Source organism: Nocardiopsis trehalosi NBRC 14201 (assembly GCF_001552555.1).
Taxonomy (GTDB): Bacteria; Actinomycetota; Actinomycetes; order Streptosporangiales; family Streptosporangiaceae; genus Nocardiopsis_B; species Nocardiopsis_B trehalosi.
Genome location: NZ_BCRK01000132.1, coordinates 1 through 17,306, shown reverse-complemented (window position 1 = coordinate 17,306; position 17,306 = coordinate 1). Strand labels below are relative to the sequence as shown.

At 76.9% G+C, this 17,306-nt stretch carries 16 protein-coding genes; 8 read left to right on the top strand and 8 right to left on the bottom strand.

What is annotated here, in order from left to right; genetic code table 11:
* Positions 1–96: 96 nt before the first annotated feature.
* Positions 97–939, bottom strand: coding sequence for a SigB/SigF/SigG family RNA polymerase sigma factor (locus NT8_RS20265; RefSeq protein WP_084469126.1), 843 nt, complete (start codon positions 937–939; stop codon positions 97–99).
* Between the two features lie 360 nt (positions 940–1,299).
* Here NT8_RS20265 and NT8_RS20260 point away from each other — a divergent pair, with 360 nt between their 5' ends.
* Both NT8_RS20260 and NT8_RS20255 read left to right on the top strand, forming a co-directional pair.
* Entirely contained in the window at positions 1,300–2,175 is an 876-nt protein-coding gene (locus NT8_RS20260; protein ID WP_067971985.1) for a glycosyltransferase family 2 protein, read from the top strand.
* Positions 2,172–3,071, top strand: coding sequence for a glycosyltransferase family 2 protein (locus NT8_RS20255; RefSeq protein ID WP_067971982.1), 900 nt, complete (start codon positions 2,172–2,174; stop codon positions 3,069–3,071). Before NT8_RS20260 ends, NT8_RS20255 begins: the two co-directional genes overlap by 4 nt.
* Before the next feature lie 16 nt (positions 3,072–3,087).
* Here NT8_RS20255 and NT8_RS20250 read toward each other — a convergent pair whose 3' ends face one another.
* A complete protein-coding gene (locus tag NT8_RS20250) occupies positions 3,088–3,801 on the bottom strand; it encodes a GAF and ANTAR domain-containing protein (protein ID WP_067971979.1) in 714 nt (237 codons plus the stop codon).
* A gap of 213 nt (positions 3,802–4,014) precedes the next feature.
* Between NT8_RS20250 and NT8_RS20245 the strand changes: the two genes are divergently transcribed.
* The gene (locus NT8_RS20245) at positions 4,015–4,863 is read left to right on the top strand and encodes an SDR family oxidoreductase (protein WP_067971977.1); all 849 of its coding nucleotides are present in this window, start codon (positions 4,015–4,017) and stop codon (positions 4,861–4,863) included.
* Between the two features lie 45 nt (positions 4,864–4,908).
* On the opposite strand, the gene NT8_RS20240 is transcribed toward NT8_RS20245, so the two are convergent.
* The 3 genes from NT8_RS20240 to NT8_RS20230 all read right to left on the bottom strand — a co-directional run bounded on the left by NT8_RS20240 (position 4,909) and on the right by NT8_RS20230 (position 7,352).
* Positions 4,909–5,652, bottom strand: a complete 744-nt coding sequence (locus NT8_RS20240) for a DivIVA domain-containing protein (protein ID WP_067971973.1) — start codon at positions 5,650–5,652, stop codon at positions 4,909–4,911.
* Positions 5,649–6,779, bottom strand: coding sequence for an FAD-binding oxidoreductase (locus NT8_RS20235; RefSeq protein ID WP_067971971.1), 1,131 nt, complete (start codon positions 6,777–6,779; stop codon positions 5,649–5,651). The genes NT8_RS20240 and NT8_RS20235 overlap by 4 nt, the downstream gene beginning before the upstream one ends.
* 189 nt (positions 6,780–6,968) lie before the next feature.
* Positions 6,969–7,352 carry a group I truncated hemoglobin gene (locus NT8_RS20230; RefSeq protein ID WP_067971968.1) on the bottom strand — a complete coding sequence of 128 codons (384 nt, stop codon included), beginning with the start codon at positions 7,350–7,352 and terminating at the stop codon, positions 6,969–6,971.
* 807 nt (positions 7,353–8,159) lie between these two features.
* On the opposite strand from NT8_RS20230, the gene NT8_RS20225 reads away from it, so the two are divergent.
* On the top strand, positions 8,160–9,425 hold the full coding sequence (locus NT8_RS20225) for a hypothetical protein (RefSeq protein ID WP_067971965.1): 1,266 nt from the start codon (positions 8,160–8,162) through the stop codon (positions 9,423–9,425).
* A gap of 35 nt (positions 9,426–9,460) precedes the next feature.
* Here the strand turns inward: NT8_RS20225 and NT8_RS20220 are convergent, their stop codons facing one another.
* Positions 9,461–10,423, bottom strand: a complete 963-nt coding sequence (locus NT8_RS20220; protein ID WP_067971963.1) for a LysR family transcriptional regulator — start codon at positions 10,421–10,423, stop codon at positions 9,461–9,463.
* 259 nt (positions 10,424–10,682) lie between these two features.
* Here NT8_RS20220 and NT8_RS20215 point away from each other — a divergent pair, with 259 nt between their 5' ends.
* Together NT8_RS20215 and NT8_RS20210 are read left to right on the top strand one after the other, a co-directional pair.
* A complete protein-coding gene (locus NT8_RS20215; RefSeq protein WP_067971961.1) occupies positions 10,683–11,672 on the top strand; it encodes a serine hydrolase in 990 nt (329 codons plus the stop codon).
* A gap of 179 nt (positions 11,673–11,851) precedes the next feature.
* Complete coding sequence (locus tag NT8_RS20210) at positions 11,852–12,817, top strand: MBL fold metallo-hydrolase (protein ID WP_067971957.1); 966 nt, start codon at positions 11,852–11,854, stop codon at positions 12,815–12,817.
* A 65-nt stretch (positions 12,818–12,882) separates the two neighbouring features.
* On the opposite strand, the gene NT8_RS20205 is transcribed toward NT8_RS20210, so the two are convergent.
* Positions 12,883–13,353, bottom strand: a complete 471-nt coding sequence (locus tag NT8_RS20205; protein ID WP_067971955.1) for an NUDIX domain-containing protein — start codon at positions 13,351–13,353, stop codon at positions 12,883–12,885.
* A 220-nt stretch (positions 13,354–13,573) separates the two neighbouring features.
* Between NT8_RS20205 and NT8_RS20200 the strand changes: the two genes are divergently transcribed.
* Together NT8_RS20200 and NT8_RS20195 are read left to right on the top strand one after the other, a co-directional pair.
* Positions 13,574–15,346 (top strand): serine/threonine-protein kinase, encoded by a 1,773-nt coding sequence (locus NT8_RS20200; protein WP_067971952.1) that lies wholly within the window; start codon positions 13,574–13,576, stop codon positions 15,344–15,346.
* Positions 15,347–15,418: 72 nt separating this feature from the next.
* On the top strand, positions 15,419–16,225 hold the full coding sequence (locus tag NT8_RS20195; RefSeq protein ID WP_084469124.1) for a DUF817 domain-containing protein: 807 nt from the start codon (positions 15,419–15,421) through the stop codon (positions 16,223–16,225).
* A 31-nt stretch (positions 16,226–16,256) separates the two neighbouring features.
* Here NT8_RS20195 and NT8_RS20190 read toward each other — a convergent pair whose 3' ends face one another.
* Positions 16,257–17,207 (bottom strand): MerR family transcriptional regulator, encoded by a 951-nt coding sequence (locus NT8_RS20190; protein WP_067971949.1) that lies wholly within the window; start codon positions 17,205–17,207, stop codon positions 16,257–16,259.
* Positions 17,208–17,306 lie beyond the last annotated feature (99 nt).

The window sequence follows — 17,306 nt, the reverse complement described above, 5'->3', positions numbered from 1 at the left end:
CCCCCGCCGCGGCCGCGGCGGGGGCGGCCGGACGCGCGGCGGGCCCCGGACACCAGGGGTGTCCGGGGCCCGCCGTCCGCGGTGGCGGGGCCCGCCTCAGATGTCGGGGACGAGCTGGGCGCGCAGCTTGGCCAGCGACGCCGACAGGGTCCGGGACACGTGCATCTGCGACAGCCCGACGATCTCCGCGATCTGGGCCTGCGTCTTGTTGCCGGCGAACCGCAGCAGCACGATCTTGCGGTCACGCGGCGACAGGGTCGCCAGCGCCGGGCGCAGCGACGCCCGGTCGGCCACGCTCTCCAGCGCCGAGTCGTCCTCGCCGAGCGTGTCGCCGAGGGTCTTCTCCTCCTCGTCGGCGCCGTAGGGCACGTCCAGGGACAGGGCGCTGTAGGCCGCCGAGGCGTCGATCAGCTCCAGGGTCTCCTCGACGGTCATCTCCAGCCGCTCGGCGATCTCGGCCACCGTCGGCGACCGGCCGTGCTCCTGGGCGAAGGCGGAGGTGACCCGGTTCAGCTCGGGCCGCTTCTCCTGGTGCTTGCGGGGCACGCGGATGGCCCACGTGCGGTCCCGGAAGTGCCGCTTGACCTCGCCGGTCATCATCGGCAGGGCATAGGAGATGAACTCCTTGCCGTAGTCGGGGTCGAAGTCGCGGATGGCCTGGACCAGGCCCACCGTGACGACCTGGCGCAGGTCCTCCTCGGGCTCGCCGCGGTTGCGGTAGCGGCGGGCGATGCGGCGGATCACCGGCCCGTGCAGTTCGACCAGCGCGCGGTACAGCTCCTCGCGCCGCGGGTCGCTCCTCTCGACCCCCGCGAGCTCGGCGAACAGCTCGCGGGTCCTCTCGTAATACGCTTCGTCGGATCGGCCGGCCCGTGCCGATCGGCGCGGGCCCGGGACTGCGGTCTCGTTCCGGCTGCGGAGCGTGCTCGATGAGCTCATCGTGACGTTCCCTGCTTCTGACGGAGTCAGACCGCCGATCACATGCCCTCACGTCCGCCGACGCGTCGGTTGTGCGGGCGCGTCGGCGAGTGTGACTCCCCGGAAGTGGCCCCCCGGCCGGGAATCGCAGGACGCACGTGATGGCGTCAAGGCCGCGCTGTCGGACCTCCTGCACAACATGTCCGACACTACGGGACACACCACCACGCGCCAACCCGGAACAAGCCGGTATGGCGCAGGCTTTGCCCGCGCTTCGCATACCCGCCACCCGGCCGGGTAGCGGTACGCCTTCGCCGACCAGGCACGGCGCGGCCCCCGGCCGCGACCGCGCCGCCCCCGCACCCGCGACCGGGAGGCCGAGTGGAGCCCCAGGACACGCCCCGGACCACCGTGGTGGTCGCCACCCGCGACCGCTGCGCCGAACTCGGGCGCACCCTGCGCCGGCTGCGCGCGCTCCGCCCCCGCCCGCCGGTCGTCGTCGTGGACAACGACTCCACCGACGGCACCACCGCCTACGTCCGCTCCGCCCACCCCGAGGTGCGCGTCGTGCGGCTGCGGCGCAACCGCGGCGCCGCCGCCCGCAACGTGGGCGCGGCCCTCGCCGCCACCCCCTACGTGGCGTTCAGCGACGACGACTCCTGGTGGGCCGACGGCGCCCTGGAGACCGCCGCCGACGCCTTCGACGCCGACCCCCGCCTCGGGCTGGTCGCCGCCGCCACCCTGGTCGGCCCCGACGACCGCCCCGACCCCGTCAACGCCCTGCTCGCCGCCGGACTCGACTCCGGCCCCGGCGACCTGCCCGGCCCGCGCGTCCTGGGCTTCCTCGCCTGCGCGGCCGTGGTCCGCGCCGACGCGTTCCGCGCCGTCGGCGGGTTCAGCGACGTGCTGGAGTTCATCGGCGAGGAGGCGCTGCTCGCCCAGGACCTCGCCGCCGCCGGGTGGGAGCTGTGCCACCTGCCCGAGGTGGTCGCCCACCACCACCCGTCGGCCGCCCGGCCGCCGAGCGCCTGGCGGCGCCGCCGCGAACTGCGCAACGCGCTGCTCATCGACCTGATGCGCCGGCCGCCCGGCCGCGCCGTGCGCTCCGCCGCCCGCCTCGCCCGCGACGCCGCCACCGCGCCCGAGGCGCGCGGCGCCCTCGCCGAGGCCCTGCGCGCCGCCCCCGCCGCGCTCGCCCGGCGCCGCCCCCTGCCCGCCGGCGTCGAGCGCGACCTGCGGCGGCTGGAGGACGCGTGAGCGGACCCGACCCCCGCGTCGGCGTGGTCATCATCACCCGCGACCGGTGCGCCGAACTGCTGCACGTCCTGGACCGGCTCGCCGGGCTGCCCGAGCGGCCGCCGGTCGTCGTCGTGGACAACGCCTCCACCGACGGCACCGCCGACGCGGTCGCCGCCCGCCCCGGCGTCGGCCTCATCCGGGCCCGCGCCAACCTCGGCGCCGCCGGCCGCAACATCGGGGTGGAGGCACTCGACACCCCCTACGTGGCCTTCTGCGACGACGACACCTGGTGGGACCCCGGCGGGCTGGCGCGCGCCGCCGACCTGCTCGACGCCCACCCCGACGTCGCAGCCCTGACCGCCCGCATCCTGGTGGAGCCCGGCGGGCGCGAGGACCCCATCGTCCGCGAGCTGCGCGACTCGCCCGTACCCGGCCGGCCCGGCCTGCCCGGCCCGCCGCTGCTCAGCATCCTCGCCGGGGCGTCGGTGCTGCGCGCCGACGCGTTCACCGCCGCCGGGGGGTTCTCGCCCCGGCTGTGGATCGGCGGCGAGGAGGAACTGCTGTCGCTGGACCTCGCGGCGGCCGGCTGGTGGCTGTGCTACGCCCCGGACCTGACCGTCCACCACCGGCCCTCGCGCAACCGCGACGGCACCGGCCGCCGCCGGCTGGGCATCCGCAACACGCTGTGGACCACCTGGCTGCGCCGGCCCGCCGGCGCCGCGCTGCGCCGCACCGGCGACGTCCTGCGGTCCGTGCCGCGCGACCGGGTCAGCGCGGCGGCCGTGGGGGAGGCCCTGGCGGGGCTGCCGTGGGTGCTCGCCGAACGCCGGCCGGTGCCGCCCCGCGTCGCCGCGGGGCTGCGGCTGCTGGAGGAGCCGCAGCGCACCTCGACCGCCCGCCGCTACGTCGGCTGACCGGCCGGCCCGGCGGTCACGGGCGGTCGGCGCCGTCGGGCTCCTCGCCCGTCAGCGCGATCGACGCGGCCAGCTCCGCCAACCGGATGTTGAGGTTCTGCGACGTCGTGCGCAGGTGCTCCCACGCCTGGTCGGCGGTGAGGTGGTGGCGCTCCATCAGGATGCCCTGCGCCTGCCCGATGGTCTCGCGGGTGTCCAGTGCCCGGTTGAGGTCGGCGATCCGCCGGTGCGCCGCCAGCGCCGACGCCGCCTGCGCGGAGAACACCACCCCCAGCTCCAGGTCGCGCGGCGTGAAGGCGCCCGGCGCGCCCGCGTAGAGGGTCAGCGCCCCGACCGTCTCCTCGGCGGTGAACAGCCGGAACGCCAGCATGCCGCCGACCGGCAGCCGGGCGGCCTCGGCCGTGAACCGCGGCCACCGGGCGGTGACGGCCGGGTCGGCGAGGTCGGGCAGCGCCAGGTGGTCGTCGGCCCACACGGCGTCGATCGAGGGCCCCTCGCCCAGCCGGGTCTGCAGGCCGTCGACGCGGCGCGCCAGGTCGCCCGCCGCCACCGGGGTGGACAGCCGCCCCCGCCGCTCGACCAGGGACAGGGCCGCGTCGTCGCAGGCGGGGATGGCCGCCACCGCGAGGTCGGCGGTGCGGCGGAGCGCGGCGTGCAGACCGGGCTCGGCGAACAGGGCCCGCAGGGCGTCGGCGAACCCGGCCGGGGAGGGAGGTTCGATGGTGGTCATGCGGGTGTCCCTCCAGCACGAGGACCGCGGCGGCGGTTCGGGGGCGCGAGAGCACGGCGGTCCGGGGCGCGGAAGGCCGGGGGATGCGAGTATCCCGAGGGCCGCGCGGCTGTGTCAACGGATGTACCCACCCGCCGCCGGGGCCCGGGTTTACCGTCCGGGGCGCCGGATAGCCCACGGGGGAGGAACGCCGACCACAGACGGGGGGACCCCATGAGCGAGCCCGAGGGACAGACCCAGCCCTACCCCGGACGGACCGGACCCATGGAGCCCCGGCCCCGCGACGAGATGCGCGACTACCGGGGCAGTGGGCTGCTGGAGGGCCGGCGGGCGCTGATCGCCGGCGGCGACTCCGGTATCGGGCGGGCGGTGGCGGTCGCCTTCGCCAAGGAGGGCGCCGACGTCGCCATCGCCTACCTGGAGGAGGACGACGACGCCCGGCACACCGCCTCCCTGGTGGAGGCCGAGGGGCGCCGCTGCACTCTGATGGCCGGCGACCTCGCCGACGAGGCGCACTGCGCCGACGTCGTCGAGCGCGCCGTCCGCGACCTCGGCGGACTCGACACGGTCGTCGCCCACCACGCCACCCAGGCCCCGGTGGACGACTTCACCGACCTGACCACAGAGCAGCTCACCCGCACCTTCCAGGTCAACGTCTTCAGCGTCTTCTGGCTGCTGCGGGCGGCCCTCCCGCACCTGCCCGACGGCGGGTCGGTCGTCATCACCGGGTCGGTCAACGGGCTGCGCGGCAACGACAGCCTCATCGACTACGCGGCGTCCAAGGCCGCGGTGATGAACCTGTCCAGCAGCCTCGCCCAGCACTACCTGGACCGCGGCATCCGGTTCAACGTCGTGGCGCCCGGCCCGGTGTGGACCCCGCTGATCCCGGCGACACTGCCGGAGGACAAGGTCGAGGGCTTCGGGCAGCAGGCGCCGATGCAGCGCGCCGCCGACCCCGACGAGATCGCGCCGTCCTACGTGTTCTTCGCCAGCGGCCGGACGTCGTCCTACTACACCGGCGAGACCCTGGCCCCCACCGGCGGCGAGATCCAGGCGAGCTGACCGCCGGCCGGGGCGGGGTGCGGCCCGCCCCGGCCGGGTCGGGCGTCAGACCCGGTCGCCGGGGCGGTGCCCCACCGGCCGCGCGCCGTGCTGCGGCGGCGGGGGCGGCGAGAGGGGGCCCGGGTCGGCCGGCTCGGCGCGGCGCGCGCCCTCCGGCTCCCCCCGGTAGGTCTCGGCGGCACCCGCCGACAGGTCGCTCAACCGGCTGATCTCCCGCGCGAACGCGTCGCTGGCCGCCTGCATCTGGATCTGCACCGCCCGCGAGAACGACTGCAGCCACGCCACCCGGCGCTCGACCTCCTCCAGGTCGGCGCTGTGCCGGGGGCCCGCCGTGGCCCGGTACTCGGCGACGGCCGCCTCGGCGGCGGCCTCCGCCTGCACGCGCGCCTCCTGCAGGATCTCGTCGGACTGCCGGCGCGCCTGCTCGGTCAGCTGGCGGCAGTACTCCTGCGCCTGCGCCACATAGGCGTCGGCCTGCTGCTGGGCCGCCGACAGCAGGTTCACCGCGTCGGCGGGCGGCCCGCTGGGGTGCGGCGCCGGGTCGGCCGCCGTCGACTGCTGCTCCCGGAACCGGGTGCGCAGCCGCTCGATCTCCGAGCGCAGGCTCATCCGCTCGGCGTCGCCCGCCGCGATGTCCTCGGCCAGGCGGCCGATGAAGAACCGCACCTCCTGCTCGTCGTAGCCGCGCCTGCCCAGGGAGGCGCGGGAGAACTCCTGGGTGCGCACGCGCTCGGGACTGAGCCGCGGCTGGGAGCGGCGGGCCGCCCCCGTGTCCTCGCGTGCCGTCACGAGATCCCTCCGGTCGGTTCGGTACTGGTGAACTCCTCGACGCGCACGTGTGACGGGGGCAGGCCGTGCTCGGCGAGGCGGCGCAGCGTCCCCTCCACCATGGCGGGGGAGCCGCAGACGTGGACGTCCTCGGTCGACCACGGGCCGTGGCGCAGGGCCACGTCGACCGCGTCGCCGCCCTCCACGCCGTCCCGGGCGGCCTCCCGCGACACGCACGGCACCACCCGGAGCCACGGGTGGGCGTCGGCGAGGGCGCGCAGCGCGCGCAGGTCGTAGTGGGCGCGCAGGGTGGGCGCGCCGGCGAACAGGTGGACGCGCCGACCCAGGCCCTCCTGCGCGACCTGGTCGATCAGCGCCCGGAACGGGGCCAGCCCGGTGCCGCCCGCGATGAGCACCACGTCGCGCCGCCCGGTGAGGGTGAGGCGCTCGCCCACCGGGGCGCCGAGCCGCAGCGCGTCGCCGGCCCGGACCCCCTGCACCAGGGTGGTGCTGACGGGGCCGCCGTCGACCACGCGGACGTGGAAGTCGATGGTGCCGTTGCGGCGGGGGGCGTTGGCGGGTGTGTAGTACCGCCACAGGTTGGGCCGCAGCGGCGTCTCGACGGCCAGGCTCTGCCCGGGTCGGTAGTCGAGCTGCTGGTGCGGTTCGACCGTCATGACGGCGATGTCGGGGGCGCGGCGGTCGTGGGACACGATCGTGGCGTCCCACCACGGGGGCGTCTCCTTGGCGGCCGTGTCGGCGGCCTCGGACATGACCTGGGCGACCAGGCCGTAGGCGTCGGTCCAGTCGCGGGCCAGGTCGGGGGTCCAGCGGGGGCCGAGGAAGTGCGCCAGGGTGTGCAGGAGCGCCTGGCCCACGGCGGGGTAGTGCTCGGCCAGCACCGCGAACTTGCGGTGGTCGCGGCCGAGGTGCTGGAGGAACGGGACGAGTTCGTCCACCCGGTCCACGTCGGAGACGATCCGGCCCAGGGCGCCGACCAGCCGGTCGCGCTGCAGGGCCATGCTGATCGGGAACAGCGACCGCACCTCGGGGTGGGTCAGGAAGAGGGTGGAGTAGAAGAAGAGCGGGACCTCGTCGCCGTAGGACGCGACCTGCTGCCAGCTCTGCTTCAGGCGCGTCACGTCCACGGTCGGGTCCCTCCGCGGCGGGGGTGCGGCGCGGTCGGCAGGGGCATGCTGGTGTCCTCGGCGCCCCCGGGGGGTCCGGCGGCCGGGCCGGCCGCCGCCTGCTCCCGGGTGGCGCGTGCGTCGGTGGATGGGGCGGCGCGGGCGCGCGGGCGGCCGGCGGCGGGGGCGGGGCCGCGGCGGCGGGCGCTGCTAGCGCGCGGCGGGGGCGTCGGAGACGATGTCGCCCGCCAGGGGGGCGACCCGCGCGATGATCTCGCCGGTGGTGTCCTCGGGGACGCCGGCGTCCAGCAGGGCGGCGGTGAGGTGGCCGGCGACCAGGTCGAACTGCGGGCGGGTGATGCCCATGCCGTCGTGGACCTGCTTCATCTCGCCGCCGGTGTACTCCTCCGGGCCGCCCAGGGCCGCGCAGAAGAACTCGACCTGGCGGCCCTTGAGCCGCGACATGTTCACGCCGGTGAAGTAGCCGGCCAGTTCGTCGTCGGCGAGGACGCGGACGTAGAAGTCCTCGACCACCGCCGTGACGGCCTCGTTGCCGCCGATGCGGTCGTAGATGGTCGGCGCGGGGTTCGCCATGGGACGGCACCTCTGTCGGTCGGGGGTGTGCGCGGAGCGAACAGGGCCGCGGGCCCGTGTTCGAGCGCTGACCCTACAGACGCTTTTTCCGCGCGGTCAAAGGTCGGTCGCGGTGTGTTCCCGGCGACGGGCGCGGGCGGCGCGGCGGGGGCGCGGCCGCCGCGCCCGCGGGCGCGGGTCCCGCCCGGGGGCGGGCGGCGCGGCCGGAAGCGGACGCGCGGGGGCGGCGTGTCCACGCACGTCAGGGCGGTGTCGAAACGGTGGGGGCGGCGTCGTGCCGTGGCGCGTCCGCGCGGCGGGCGCGGCGCGGGAAGCCGTTTCACGGGCACCCGGCGCCCTCCGCGCGCCGCTTCGGAGCCTGCCCTGGTACGGCATATAAAGCCGCGTCTGCCATCGAATGCGAAGTTCGGGCACTTGGTCCTCGTTTCCGTGGACCACCGCCTCTTCCTCTCCCGGCGCCCCCACCCCGGTGCGCCCTCCGCTCCCACCCGACCCGATGTCCCCTTCCCCCGTCGTCGAGGTGACGGCGCGTTCCGGGCAGGCGAGGACGCCCCCTGCGGCGGTGGGGGAGGGGGCCCTCGCGCCGGGGGGAACCCCTGATCCAAGTCGACCCGCACCGAGGGGTCCCGCGCCACCGGTACCGCCCGCCTGTGGACGGGGCTCCCCCGTGCGGGGGAGGGCGGTGGGGCGGTTCCCATCTCCAGGGGGAGGGAGCGGGGCGGGGGCGCCGTCGACCATGGGGGTGCCCCCGAGGGCGACGCCGCCCGCACCGGGCCGGGCGCACCGGGGGCGGAGACGGGAGGCGTCATGGCGGGCGTACGGCACGACGAGGGCGGCGCGGCCGCCCGCGCGCGGAACGGGGAGGGCGGCGCACCGCAGGCGGCGGACGCCGGGGGCGCGGCGGACCCCCGCACACCGGCGCCGACGGACGCCCTCGGCGCGGGCGGCGCCCGACCGCCGCTGCCGGCGCCGGGCTCCGCCCGGGACGGCGGCGGAGCGGCGCGCCCCCGGTGGCAGGTGTGGGCGCCGTGGGGTGCGGCGCTGTGGTCGCTCGGCTACGCGGCCCTGGGCCTGTTCTGGGCGGCCACCGGCGACGGGTTCCCCTTCGCGCCCGAACGGGTCGACCCGGTCGTCGGCCCGGTCGTCGGCCGGCTCGGCCCGGCCGCCGCGTGGGCCGTGGTGGCCGCCGCCGGACTGCCCGCCGCGCTGCTCGCGCTGGCCGTCGCCCGGGGGGCGCGCGCCGCGCGCCCCGTCGCCGTCGCGGCGGGCGCCGCCCTGTCCGGCGTGCTCCTGCTGCTGATGACCGACGTCGGCCTGCTCACCGTCGTCGGCTACACCCCTTACGGCATCGTCGGCCTGATCACCGGCGCCGACGTGGGCGCCCTGTACCTCGCCGCCCTGTCCGACCCCGCGCTGTGGCACCAGGTGCTCTGCCTGGCCGGCGGGTTCCTGTGGGCGCTGACGGCACTGGCCCACCTGCGGCGCCGCCCCGGCACGTGCGCCCACTGCGGGCGCACCGGGCACGGGCGCGGCTGGACCGAGCCGGCCGCCGCCGCCCGGTGGGGGCGGGTCGCGGTGGCGCTCGCCGTCGTGGTGCCCGTCCTGTACGCCGCCACCCGGTTCGCCTGGCTGGCGGGCATCCCCCTCGGCATCTCCGAGGAGTTCCTGCGCGAGGGTGCCGAGCAGGGCATGTGGACGTCCGGATCGTTCCTCGCGGCGTTCGGGTTGGGCGGCGCGGTCCTCACGCTCGGACTGATCCAGCGCTGGGGCGAGGTCTTCCCGCGCTGGATGGTCGGCCTGGCCGGGCGCCGGGTGCCCGTCGCCCTCGCCGTCGTACCCGCCTCGGCGGTCGCCGTCCTGCTGTTCGTCGGCGGCATCGCGATGGTCTCCGGGTACGCGCAGCTCGTCGGCGAGCAGGTGGCGGGGGCGGGGGCCGGCATGACCCTCCTCGGCCACCTGCCCACGTCGCTGTTCCCGCTGTGGGGCGCCGCGCTCGGGGCCGCGACCCTCGCCTACCACTACCGCCGCCGCCCCAGCTGCGCCGCCTGCGGCCGGGGCCCCGCGGCTGCCTGACCCCCGCCGCCCCCGCGCCGCGGGCGGGGCGGGGGTCAGGGGTGGTCCGGGGGCGTGTAGACGACCGACCACGGCCGGCGCCCGGCCGGGGCGGCGGGCCCGGGCAGGGGACCGTCGGGCGCGAGGACGCCGGCGGCCAGGTCGGCGAACCGGCGGGCCGCCGGGTGGGTGCCCGCCCGGGGCCAGGCCGCCGACAGGCGCCGGACGAGCGGGCGCCCCGCCAGCGGGCGCCACGCCACCCGGGGCTCCCGCCGGGCCGCCGCCTCGGGCGCGAACGCCACCCCGTGCCCGGCCAGCACCAGCCCGACCAGGAACTCGGGGTTCCCGGCGTGGCGCACCCGGTCCGGGGTGAAACCGGCGCCCCGGCACACGTCGAGCACCCGCTCGTACCACCCGGGCGCGGTCGCCCGGGGGAACAGCACCAGGTCGTGGCCCGCGAGGTCGGCCAGCGCCACCTCGCCCAGCCGCGCCAGCGGCGCCGTGCGGGGCAGCAGCACCCCCAGCGGCGCCGCCGCCTCCGGGCCGAACTCCAGATCGGGCGCGTCCACCGGGTGGTGGACCAGGCCGACGTCGAGCTGGGCCGCAGCCAGCGCCCGCACCTGCTCGCCCGTCGTCAGCTCGTGCAGGTCGACCCGCAGGCCCGGCGCCTCCGCCGCGAGCCCGTCCAGCAGGGCGCGCAGCGCGGTCGCGGGGGTGTCGGGCGGCACCCCCGCCCGCAGCTCGCCCAGCTCGCCCGCCTCGGCCTTGCGCACCACGGTGCGCAGCCGCTCCTCGCGGGCGAGCAGCGCCCGCGCCTCGTCGACCAGCAGCCGCCCCGCCGTGGTCAGCTCGACGCGCCGCCGGGACCGGTCGAACAGCGTGGCGCCGAGTTCGCGCTCCAGCCGCTGCACCGACTGGCTCAGCGGCGGCTGGGCGATGCCCAGCAGCTCGGCCGCCCGGCCGAAGTGCATCTCCTCCGCCACGGCCAGGAAGTGGCGCAGGTGCCGCGACAGGTCCATCCCGCCACGATAGGCGGACGCCTATGACCGGGGCGCGGCAGGGCACCGCGGCGCGGGTAGGTGCCCCCGCGCCGGGCCGGCGGCCGTCCCGGCGGCGGGGCCCTTCACCGCCAGGGGCATGGGGGAGCGGCCGGGGCGCGCCGTCCGGGCCGCCTGGTCCGGGCGGGCGGTGGGCGGTGCACGGTTCGTCGGTGTCACCCGATCGCCCGGGCCGGGGCCGGGCCGGGGCGGCGCGGGTCGGCGTCGGTACCGTGGGGCGGTGACCACCGCCGACCGCGTCTCCGCCGCCCTCTCCCGTGCGGGCGTCGACGCCCGCCTGCACGTGCGCGACATCTCCGACGGCCCCGACGGCTCCGCCGAGCCCCATGACCCCGACTGCCCCCGTGGCCCCGACGGCCGCGCGGGGCGGGAGGTGGCCGTGCGCGCCGACGAGCGGGTCGTCATCGCGTCCCTCGCCAAGATCCTCATCGCCCTGGAGTTCGCCCGCCAGGCCGCCGCCGGGCAGCTCGACCCCACCGAGCGCGTCGTCGCCACCGCCGCCGACCGGCTGGGCGGCTGGGGCGTCGCCGGCTACGCCGACGACGTCGAGATGTCGCTGCGGGACTGCGCCCTGTCGATGATGTCGGTCAGCGACAACACGGCCGCCGACCTGGTGCTGCGCCGCATCGGCCTCGACACGGTCCAGCTGCTGGCCGAGGAGCTGGGCCTGGTTGAGACCCGCGTCATCGGCGGCCCCCGCCACCTGCTGGAGACCATGCTCGCCGACGTCGGCGCCCGCGACGAGGAGGAGTTCGCCCGCGTCTACCCCACGCTGCCCGCCGAACGGGTGCGCGCCCTGCGCGTGTTCGACCCCGAGCACACCAGCTCCAGCACGGCCCGCGACATCACCCGGCTGCTCGCGCTCATCTGGCGCGACGCGGCCGGACCGCCCGAGGCGTGCGCCGCGGTGCGCGCCCTCATGGCCCGGCAGATGTCCTGGACCCGGCTCGCCGCGGCCTTCCCGCCCGGTGTGCGGGTCGCCGCCAAGACCGGCACCCTGCCCGGACTGCACATCGAGGCCGGCGTCGCCGAGTACCCCGACGGCGGGCGGTACGCCATCGCGGTGTTCGCGGCCACCCGCTCCCTCGACGCGCGCCGCATCGACGTCGACCTCGCCATGGGCCGCGCGGCGCTCGCCGCCGTCGAGGCGCTGCGCGGCGCCGCCCCGGCGCCGGAGGGTGCGCGGGCCGCGGCCGGGCGGGCGGGGTAGTGGGTGCGCCGCCCGCTTCTCCGCCGCCCCGATCGGTCCCCGTGCCGCGCTGAACAGGCACGATAGGCGGACGCGTATCGGAGGTGCGCCCCGGCGGTCTTGGACACCGGGGCCCCCGGGGTGGTTCCGTTCCTCCTGGCCGGCCGCCACCGCTCGACCACCGACCAGGGGAGACCACCATGTCCGCGTTCGACCGCAGGAGCTTCCTGCGCACCGCCACGGCCGGCACCGCGCTGGCCCCGCTGCTCGGGGCGGCGTCCGTGCGCACCGCCGCCCCCGCTGCCGCCGCCCCCACCCGCCACGGCGCCACCGCGGAGTTCCGCTGGCTCGGCACCTCCGGCTGGCGGGTGGACATCGGAGAGCACACCGTCCTCGTCGACCCCTACCTGAGCCGCTTCGACACCGGCATGTTCGGCGAGGACGGGTTCAAGCCCGGCACCGAGCTGAAGGTGGACGCCACGGCGATCGCCGACAACGTCGGCGACCCCGACGTGGTCCTCGTCACGCACGGCCACTGGGACCACTTCAACGACGTCCCGCACATCGCCACGACCACCGGCGCCCGCGTCATCGGCACCCCGACCGTGGTCAACCTCGCCGCGGCGATGGACGTGAAGTCGGATCAGCTCAGCCACGTCCGGGGCGGCGAGGTGCTCGACTTCGGCGCCTACACCGTCGAGGTCGTCGCCTCCCTGCACAGCCGCAACAAGTCCCACTCCATCGCGCTGTCCGGCTGGCACCTCACCCCGCCCGCCCGGCGCCCCGCGACGGTCGCGGACCTGCCCGAGGGCGACACCCTGGCGTTCCAGCTCACCGTCAAGGGCGGGCCGTCCGTGTTCTTCATGGGCGGCAGCGACTTCGCGGAGCGCAACGTCGCCGGGCTCAAGCCCGACGTGGCGATGATCGCGCTGCCCAGCACCTCGGCCACCCACGACTACGTGCCCCGGCTCATCCGCGCCCTGGACAAGCCGCGCACGGTCGTGCCCGTCCACTGGGACAACTTCGAGGTCGCCCTAAAGAACCCGCCGGTCGACGCCACCGGCGACGCCATGGGGCCCGACGAGTTCGCCGAGATCGTCCGGAAGGCGGCGCCCCGCACCGAGGTGGTCCGGCCGGAGTACCTCACGCCCTACCACTTCGGCTGACCCGCACGACTCGCGCGCGTCCGTCCCGCGCGCGAGCGCGCGCGCCCGCGCGGGCGGACGGGGGGTCACGGCAGGTAGACCGTGCCCCCCTCCGCGCGGGCGCGCAGCGCCCCGGCCAGCCGGGGCGCCAGTGCCGGGTGCATCCGCGCGGGGGCCTCCCCGGCCGGCACGAAGGCGTAGGCGTCCAGCTCCTCCACCTGCAGGGTGATCGCCGTCCCCGAGTCGACCTCGCCGCAGTCGAACACGAACGACAGGAACGGCCGGGGCCGCACCCCGCGCGGCGCGCTCCACTGCACGGACAGCAGGGCGCCCGCCGTGCGCACCAGCCCCACCTCCTCGGCGACCTCGCGCTCACACCCCAGGTGCGGCGCCTCACCGTCCTCCACGATGCCGCCGGGCAGCGTCCAGTGCTCCCGGTAGTTGGGGTCGACCATGAGGACGCGGCCGGCCTCGTCGGTGATCAGGCCGAACGCCGCCACGTAGGCGGTGGGCAGGGACGCGAACCACTCTTCGGGCGGCAGGAACTCGTGCGGCATACCGCGCAGCGTACGAGGCGCGGCCCGGCGGGCGCGACGCCGGGCCGGTCCGGGCGAGCCGCAGCGGGCACGCTCCGTGTCATCCCAGGACCTAGACTGGGCGTCTCCCTCACAGGCGATCCGGCGGCGCGCACCGCCTCCGCCCGCGGCCGAGGAACGCCCGGGTTTGGCTACGATCGCAGGGATCGTGATGCATGGCGGCGAATGCGGAGGTTCAGACGTGGGCCCACTGGAGCACGGCGACCCGGAGCGGATCGGCCGGTACCGGCTGATCGGCCGGCTGGGCGCCGGAGGCATGGGTCAGGTGTTCTTCGGGCGCTCCGCGGGCGGGCGCGCCGTCGCCGTCAAGCGGATCCACCCCCACCTGGCCACCGACGCCTCCTTCCGGGAGCGCTTCGCCCGCGAGGTCACCGCGGCCCGCCAGGTGAGCGGGGCGTTCACCGCGCCCGTCATCGACGCCGACCCCGAGGGCGAGGTGCCGTGGCTGGTCACCTCCTACGTGCCGTCGCTGCCGCTGGACGACGCCGTCCGCGACCACGGCGGCCTGCCCGAGCACACGCTGCGGGTGCTGGCCACCGGCCTGGCCGAGGCGCTCATCGAGATCCACCGGGTGGGCCTGATCCACCGCGACCTCAAGCCCGGCAACGTGCTGCTGGCCGAGGACGGCCCGCGCGTCATCGACTTCGGCATCGCCCGCGCCACCGACGGCACCGCCGCCACCCAGTCGATCATCGGCACCCCCGGGTTCATGTCGCCCGAGCAGATCCAGGGCGAGCGCCTCACCCCCGCCAGCGACATGTTCGCGTTCGGCGCGGTGCTGGTGTACGCCGCCGCCGGGATCGGCCCCTTCGGCGAGGGCGCGATGCCCACCATGGTCATGCGCATCCTCCAGCACGAGCCCGACGTCTCGGCGGTGCCGCCGTCGCTGCAGCGCCTGGTCGCCGCCTGCCTGGCCAAGGACGCCCGGCGCCGGCCCGGCCCCGGCGACCTCCTCGACGCGCTCGGCGACGTCCCCATCGGCGCCTCCTGGCTGCCGCCCGAGGTCATGCGCGGGGTGCGCGAGCAGGTCGGCAAGGTCAACGCCGCCCTCAGCGGGGCGCCCACCGACACCGGCGCGGCCGGCGCCACCTCCGTGCTCGGCGCGGCGGCGGGCGGCGCGGCCGCCGGCGCCGCGGCCACGCACCTGCTCGGCGACTCCGCCGCCACCCGGGCCGGCGGCGCCGACCCCACCTCGGTCATGGGCGCGGGGTCCACCGCCCGCTACGACCAGGCCCCGGCCACCTCCCGCTACGACCAGCAGCAGGCCGCCGGGTACGACCGCACCGCGCGCTACGACCGCACCGCCCAGTACGGGCGGCCCGGCGACACCGGTGCCCCGCCCACCGCCGCGCTGCCCGCCGACCGCGACGGCTCCTACGACGACCTGTACCGCGGGTCGGCGGCCGATGAGCGCCGGCGGCGCGAGGCCGAGGAGGAGCGGCAGCGGCGCGAGGCCGAGGAGCAGCGCCTCCGCCGGCACGAGCAGCAGCGCATCCAGCAGCAGCAGGCCGAGGAGCAGCGCCGCCGCCAGGAGGCCGAGCGCGCCCACCGCGACCGGCTGCGCGCCGAGGAGCAGGCCGCCCGGCGCGCCCAGGCCCAGGCCCGCCGCGCCGACCAGCCCGGCCTGTGGAGCTTCGTGAAGCTGCTGCCGCTGCTCGTCATCCCCATCATCCAGATCCCGCTGGGGTGGGGCGCGTCCCTGGCGTGGGAGTGGTTCACCACCGCGTCCGGCATGTGGAGCGGGTCGGCCTGGTACTACGCGGGCCTGTTCACCGAGCCCGGGTTCTTCCACGCCCTGTTCCTCGGCTACTTCCTGCTGAACAACGTGGTCGCCCTGGAGTACCTGGTGCGGTCGCTGCGCACCGGGTTCGTCACCGGCGTGCTGCTGGCGGGCGCGGTGGTGGCAGCCACCAACGGGGCGCTGTTCTACAACGGCTTCTTCGGCGGCGCCTGACCCCGGTCCCGGTTCGCCCCGTTCTTCGCGAACGGGGCGAACCGGAACCCGGTGCGGGGCGTCCCACCCCTCGTGACCCCGACCTCCTCCGACGCGGCCCGCCGCGCCGCGCACGCCGTCCGCCAGCTCCTCCGGTTCGCCTGGCTGGAGGCGCGGGCGTGCGCCTTCGCCGTCGGCATCTTCGCCGGCCTCGCGGCGGCGTCGCTGCTGCCGCTCCCGCTGCCCCGCTACGACGCGCTGCTGCTCTACGGGGTCGCGCTGACCGCCGTCTTCTGGGCGCTGCGCCTGGAGACCGGCCGCGAGATCGCGGCGATCCTCGGCTTCCACGTCGTGGGCCTGGTGTTCGAGCTGTTCAAGGTGCACATGGGCTCGTGGAGCTACCCCGAGGACGCCTGGACCAAGGTCGGCGGCGTCCCGCTCTACAGCGGGTTCATGTACGCCGCGGTGGGCAGCTACGTGGTGCGCGCGTGGAAGCTGCTCGACCTCGACCTCACCGGGTACCGGCCGGTCGCCACCGGCATCCTCGCGGCGGTCATCTACGCCAACTTCCTCACCCACCACTGGCTGCCCGACATCCGGGCGCTGCTGGCGGTGGCCATGGTCGCCGTCACCTGGGGCGCCCGCGTCCGCTACACGGTGGGCGAGCGCCGGTACACGATGCCGCTCGCGCTGGCGTTCGTGCTGATCGGCTTCTTCCTGTGGGTCGCCGAGAACGCCGCCACGCTGCTGGGCGCCTGGCAGTACCCCGACCAGGTCGACGCGTGGGCGGTGGTGCACCCGGCCAAGTTCGGGGCGTGGGCGCTGCTGGTGACCGTGTCGTTCGTGCTGGTCGCCACCTGGAAGCTGCCCAGGGGCGGGGCGGCGCGCCCCGCCGCCTGACCCCGGCCCCGCCGCGCGGGGCCGGGGGTGCTCAGCCGCGGGCGCTCGCCCGCAGGGCCGCGATGAACCAGTCCCACACCGGCACCTGCGGCTCGAACGGGGGCCGGCCGTTGACCACGCCCACCAGCTGCCAGTACCGCTCGACCCGGGCGTCGGAGCCCACGGCGAACCGGTCGGCCAGCGCCGCCCGGTCCCCGGGGGTGTCGCCGGTGCCGTAGGCGGCGGCGACGTCGCCCATCAGGCCGTCCACGGCCGCCCGCGCCCGCTCCGAGGCCGGGTCGACGCCCGCCTCGAACAGCGGCCGCGCGACGGCGGTGATGCGCTCGGCCAGCCCGGCCGCCTCGGGGGTGGCCCCCTCGTAGGTGCCGTCGGCGACGGCGCGCGCCTGCGCCTCGGCCATCTCCCGGACCCGCGCGACGAACGCGGGGTCGCGGACGAGTTCGGCCAGCTCCACCCACGCGTCGACCTGGGCGTCGGTGGGGTCGTCGGGCAGGTCCACGCGGACCGAGCGCATCCCCGCCTCGAACCGCGGGTCCAGTTCCAGGCCGCCGAAGACGGCGTCGTGGTAGTCGTCGATGATGCGCTGCCGCTCTTCGGCGGACAGCCGGGCGAGTCGGTTCATGAGGGTGATCTCCCTGTCGTCGGGGGTGCGGTGGGCGACGGTGCGCAGGACGGCGCGGCGCAGCCGCAGCACCCGGATCTGCGCGTCCAGGGCGTCGGCGTGCGCGGCGGCGACCTCGCCGAGGTCGGCCTCGCGGTCGAGGACCGCGCGGATCGTGGCGAGGTCCAGGCCCAGGTCCCGCAGCGTCCGCACCAGGTCCAGCCGGGCCGCCGCCGCCGCGTCGTAGACCCGGTAGCCGGCGGCCGTCCGCCCGGTGGGCGGCACGATGCCCCGATCGCCGTAGAACCTGATCGCCTTGACCGTCAGCCCGGTGCGCCGGGCCAGGTCGCCGATGGTGTACCGGCCGTCCCGCTCGTCCATGGCCCCATCGTGGCGCCTCCCCTGACGGGAGGGTCAAGCGGCGGGCGGGAGGGCCCGGAACCGCGCCGCCCCCGCCGGAGGTGTCCGGCGGGGGCGGCG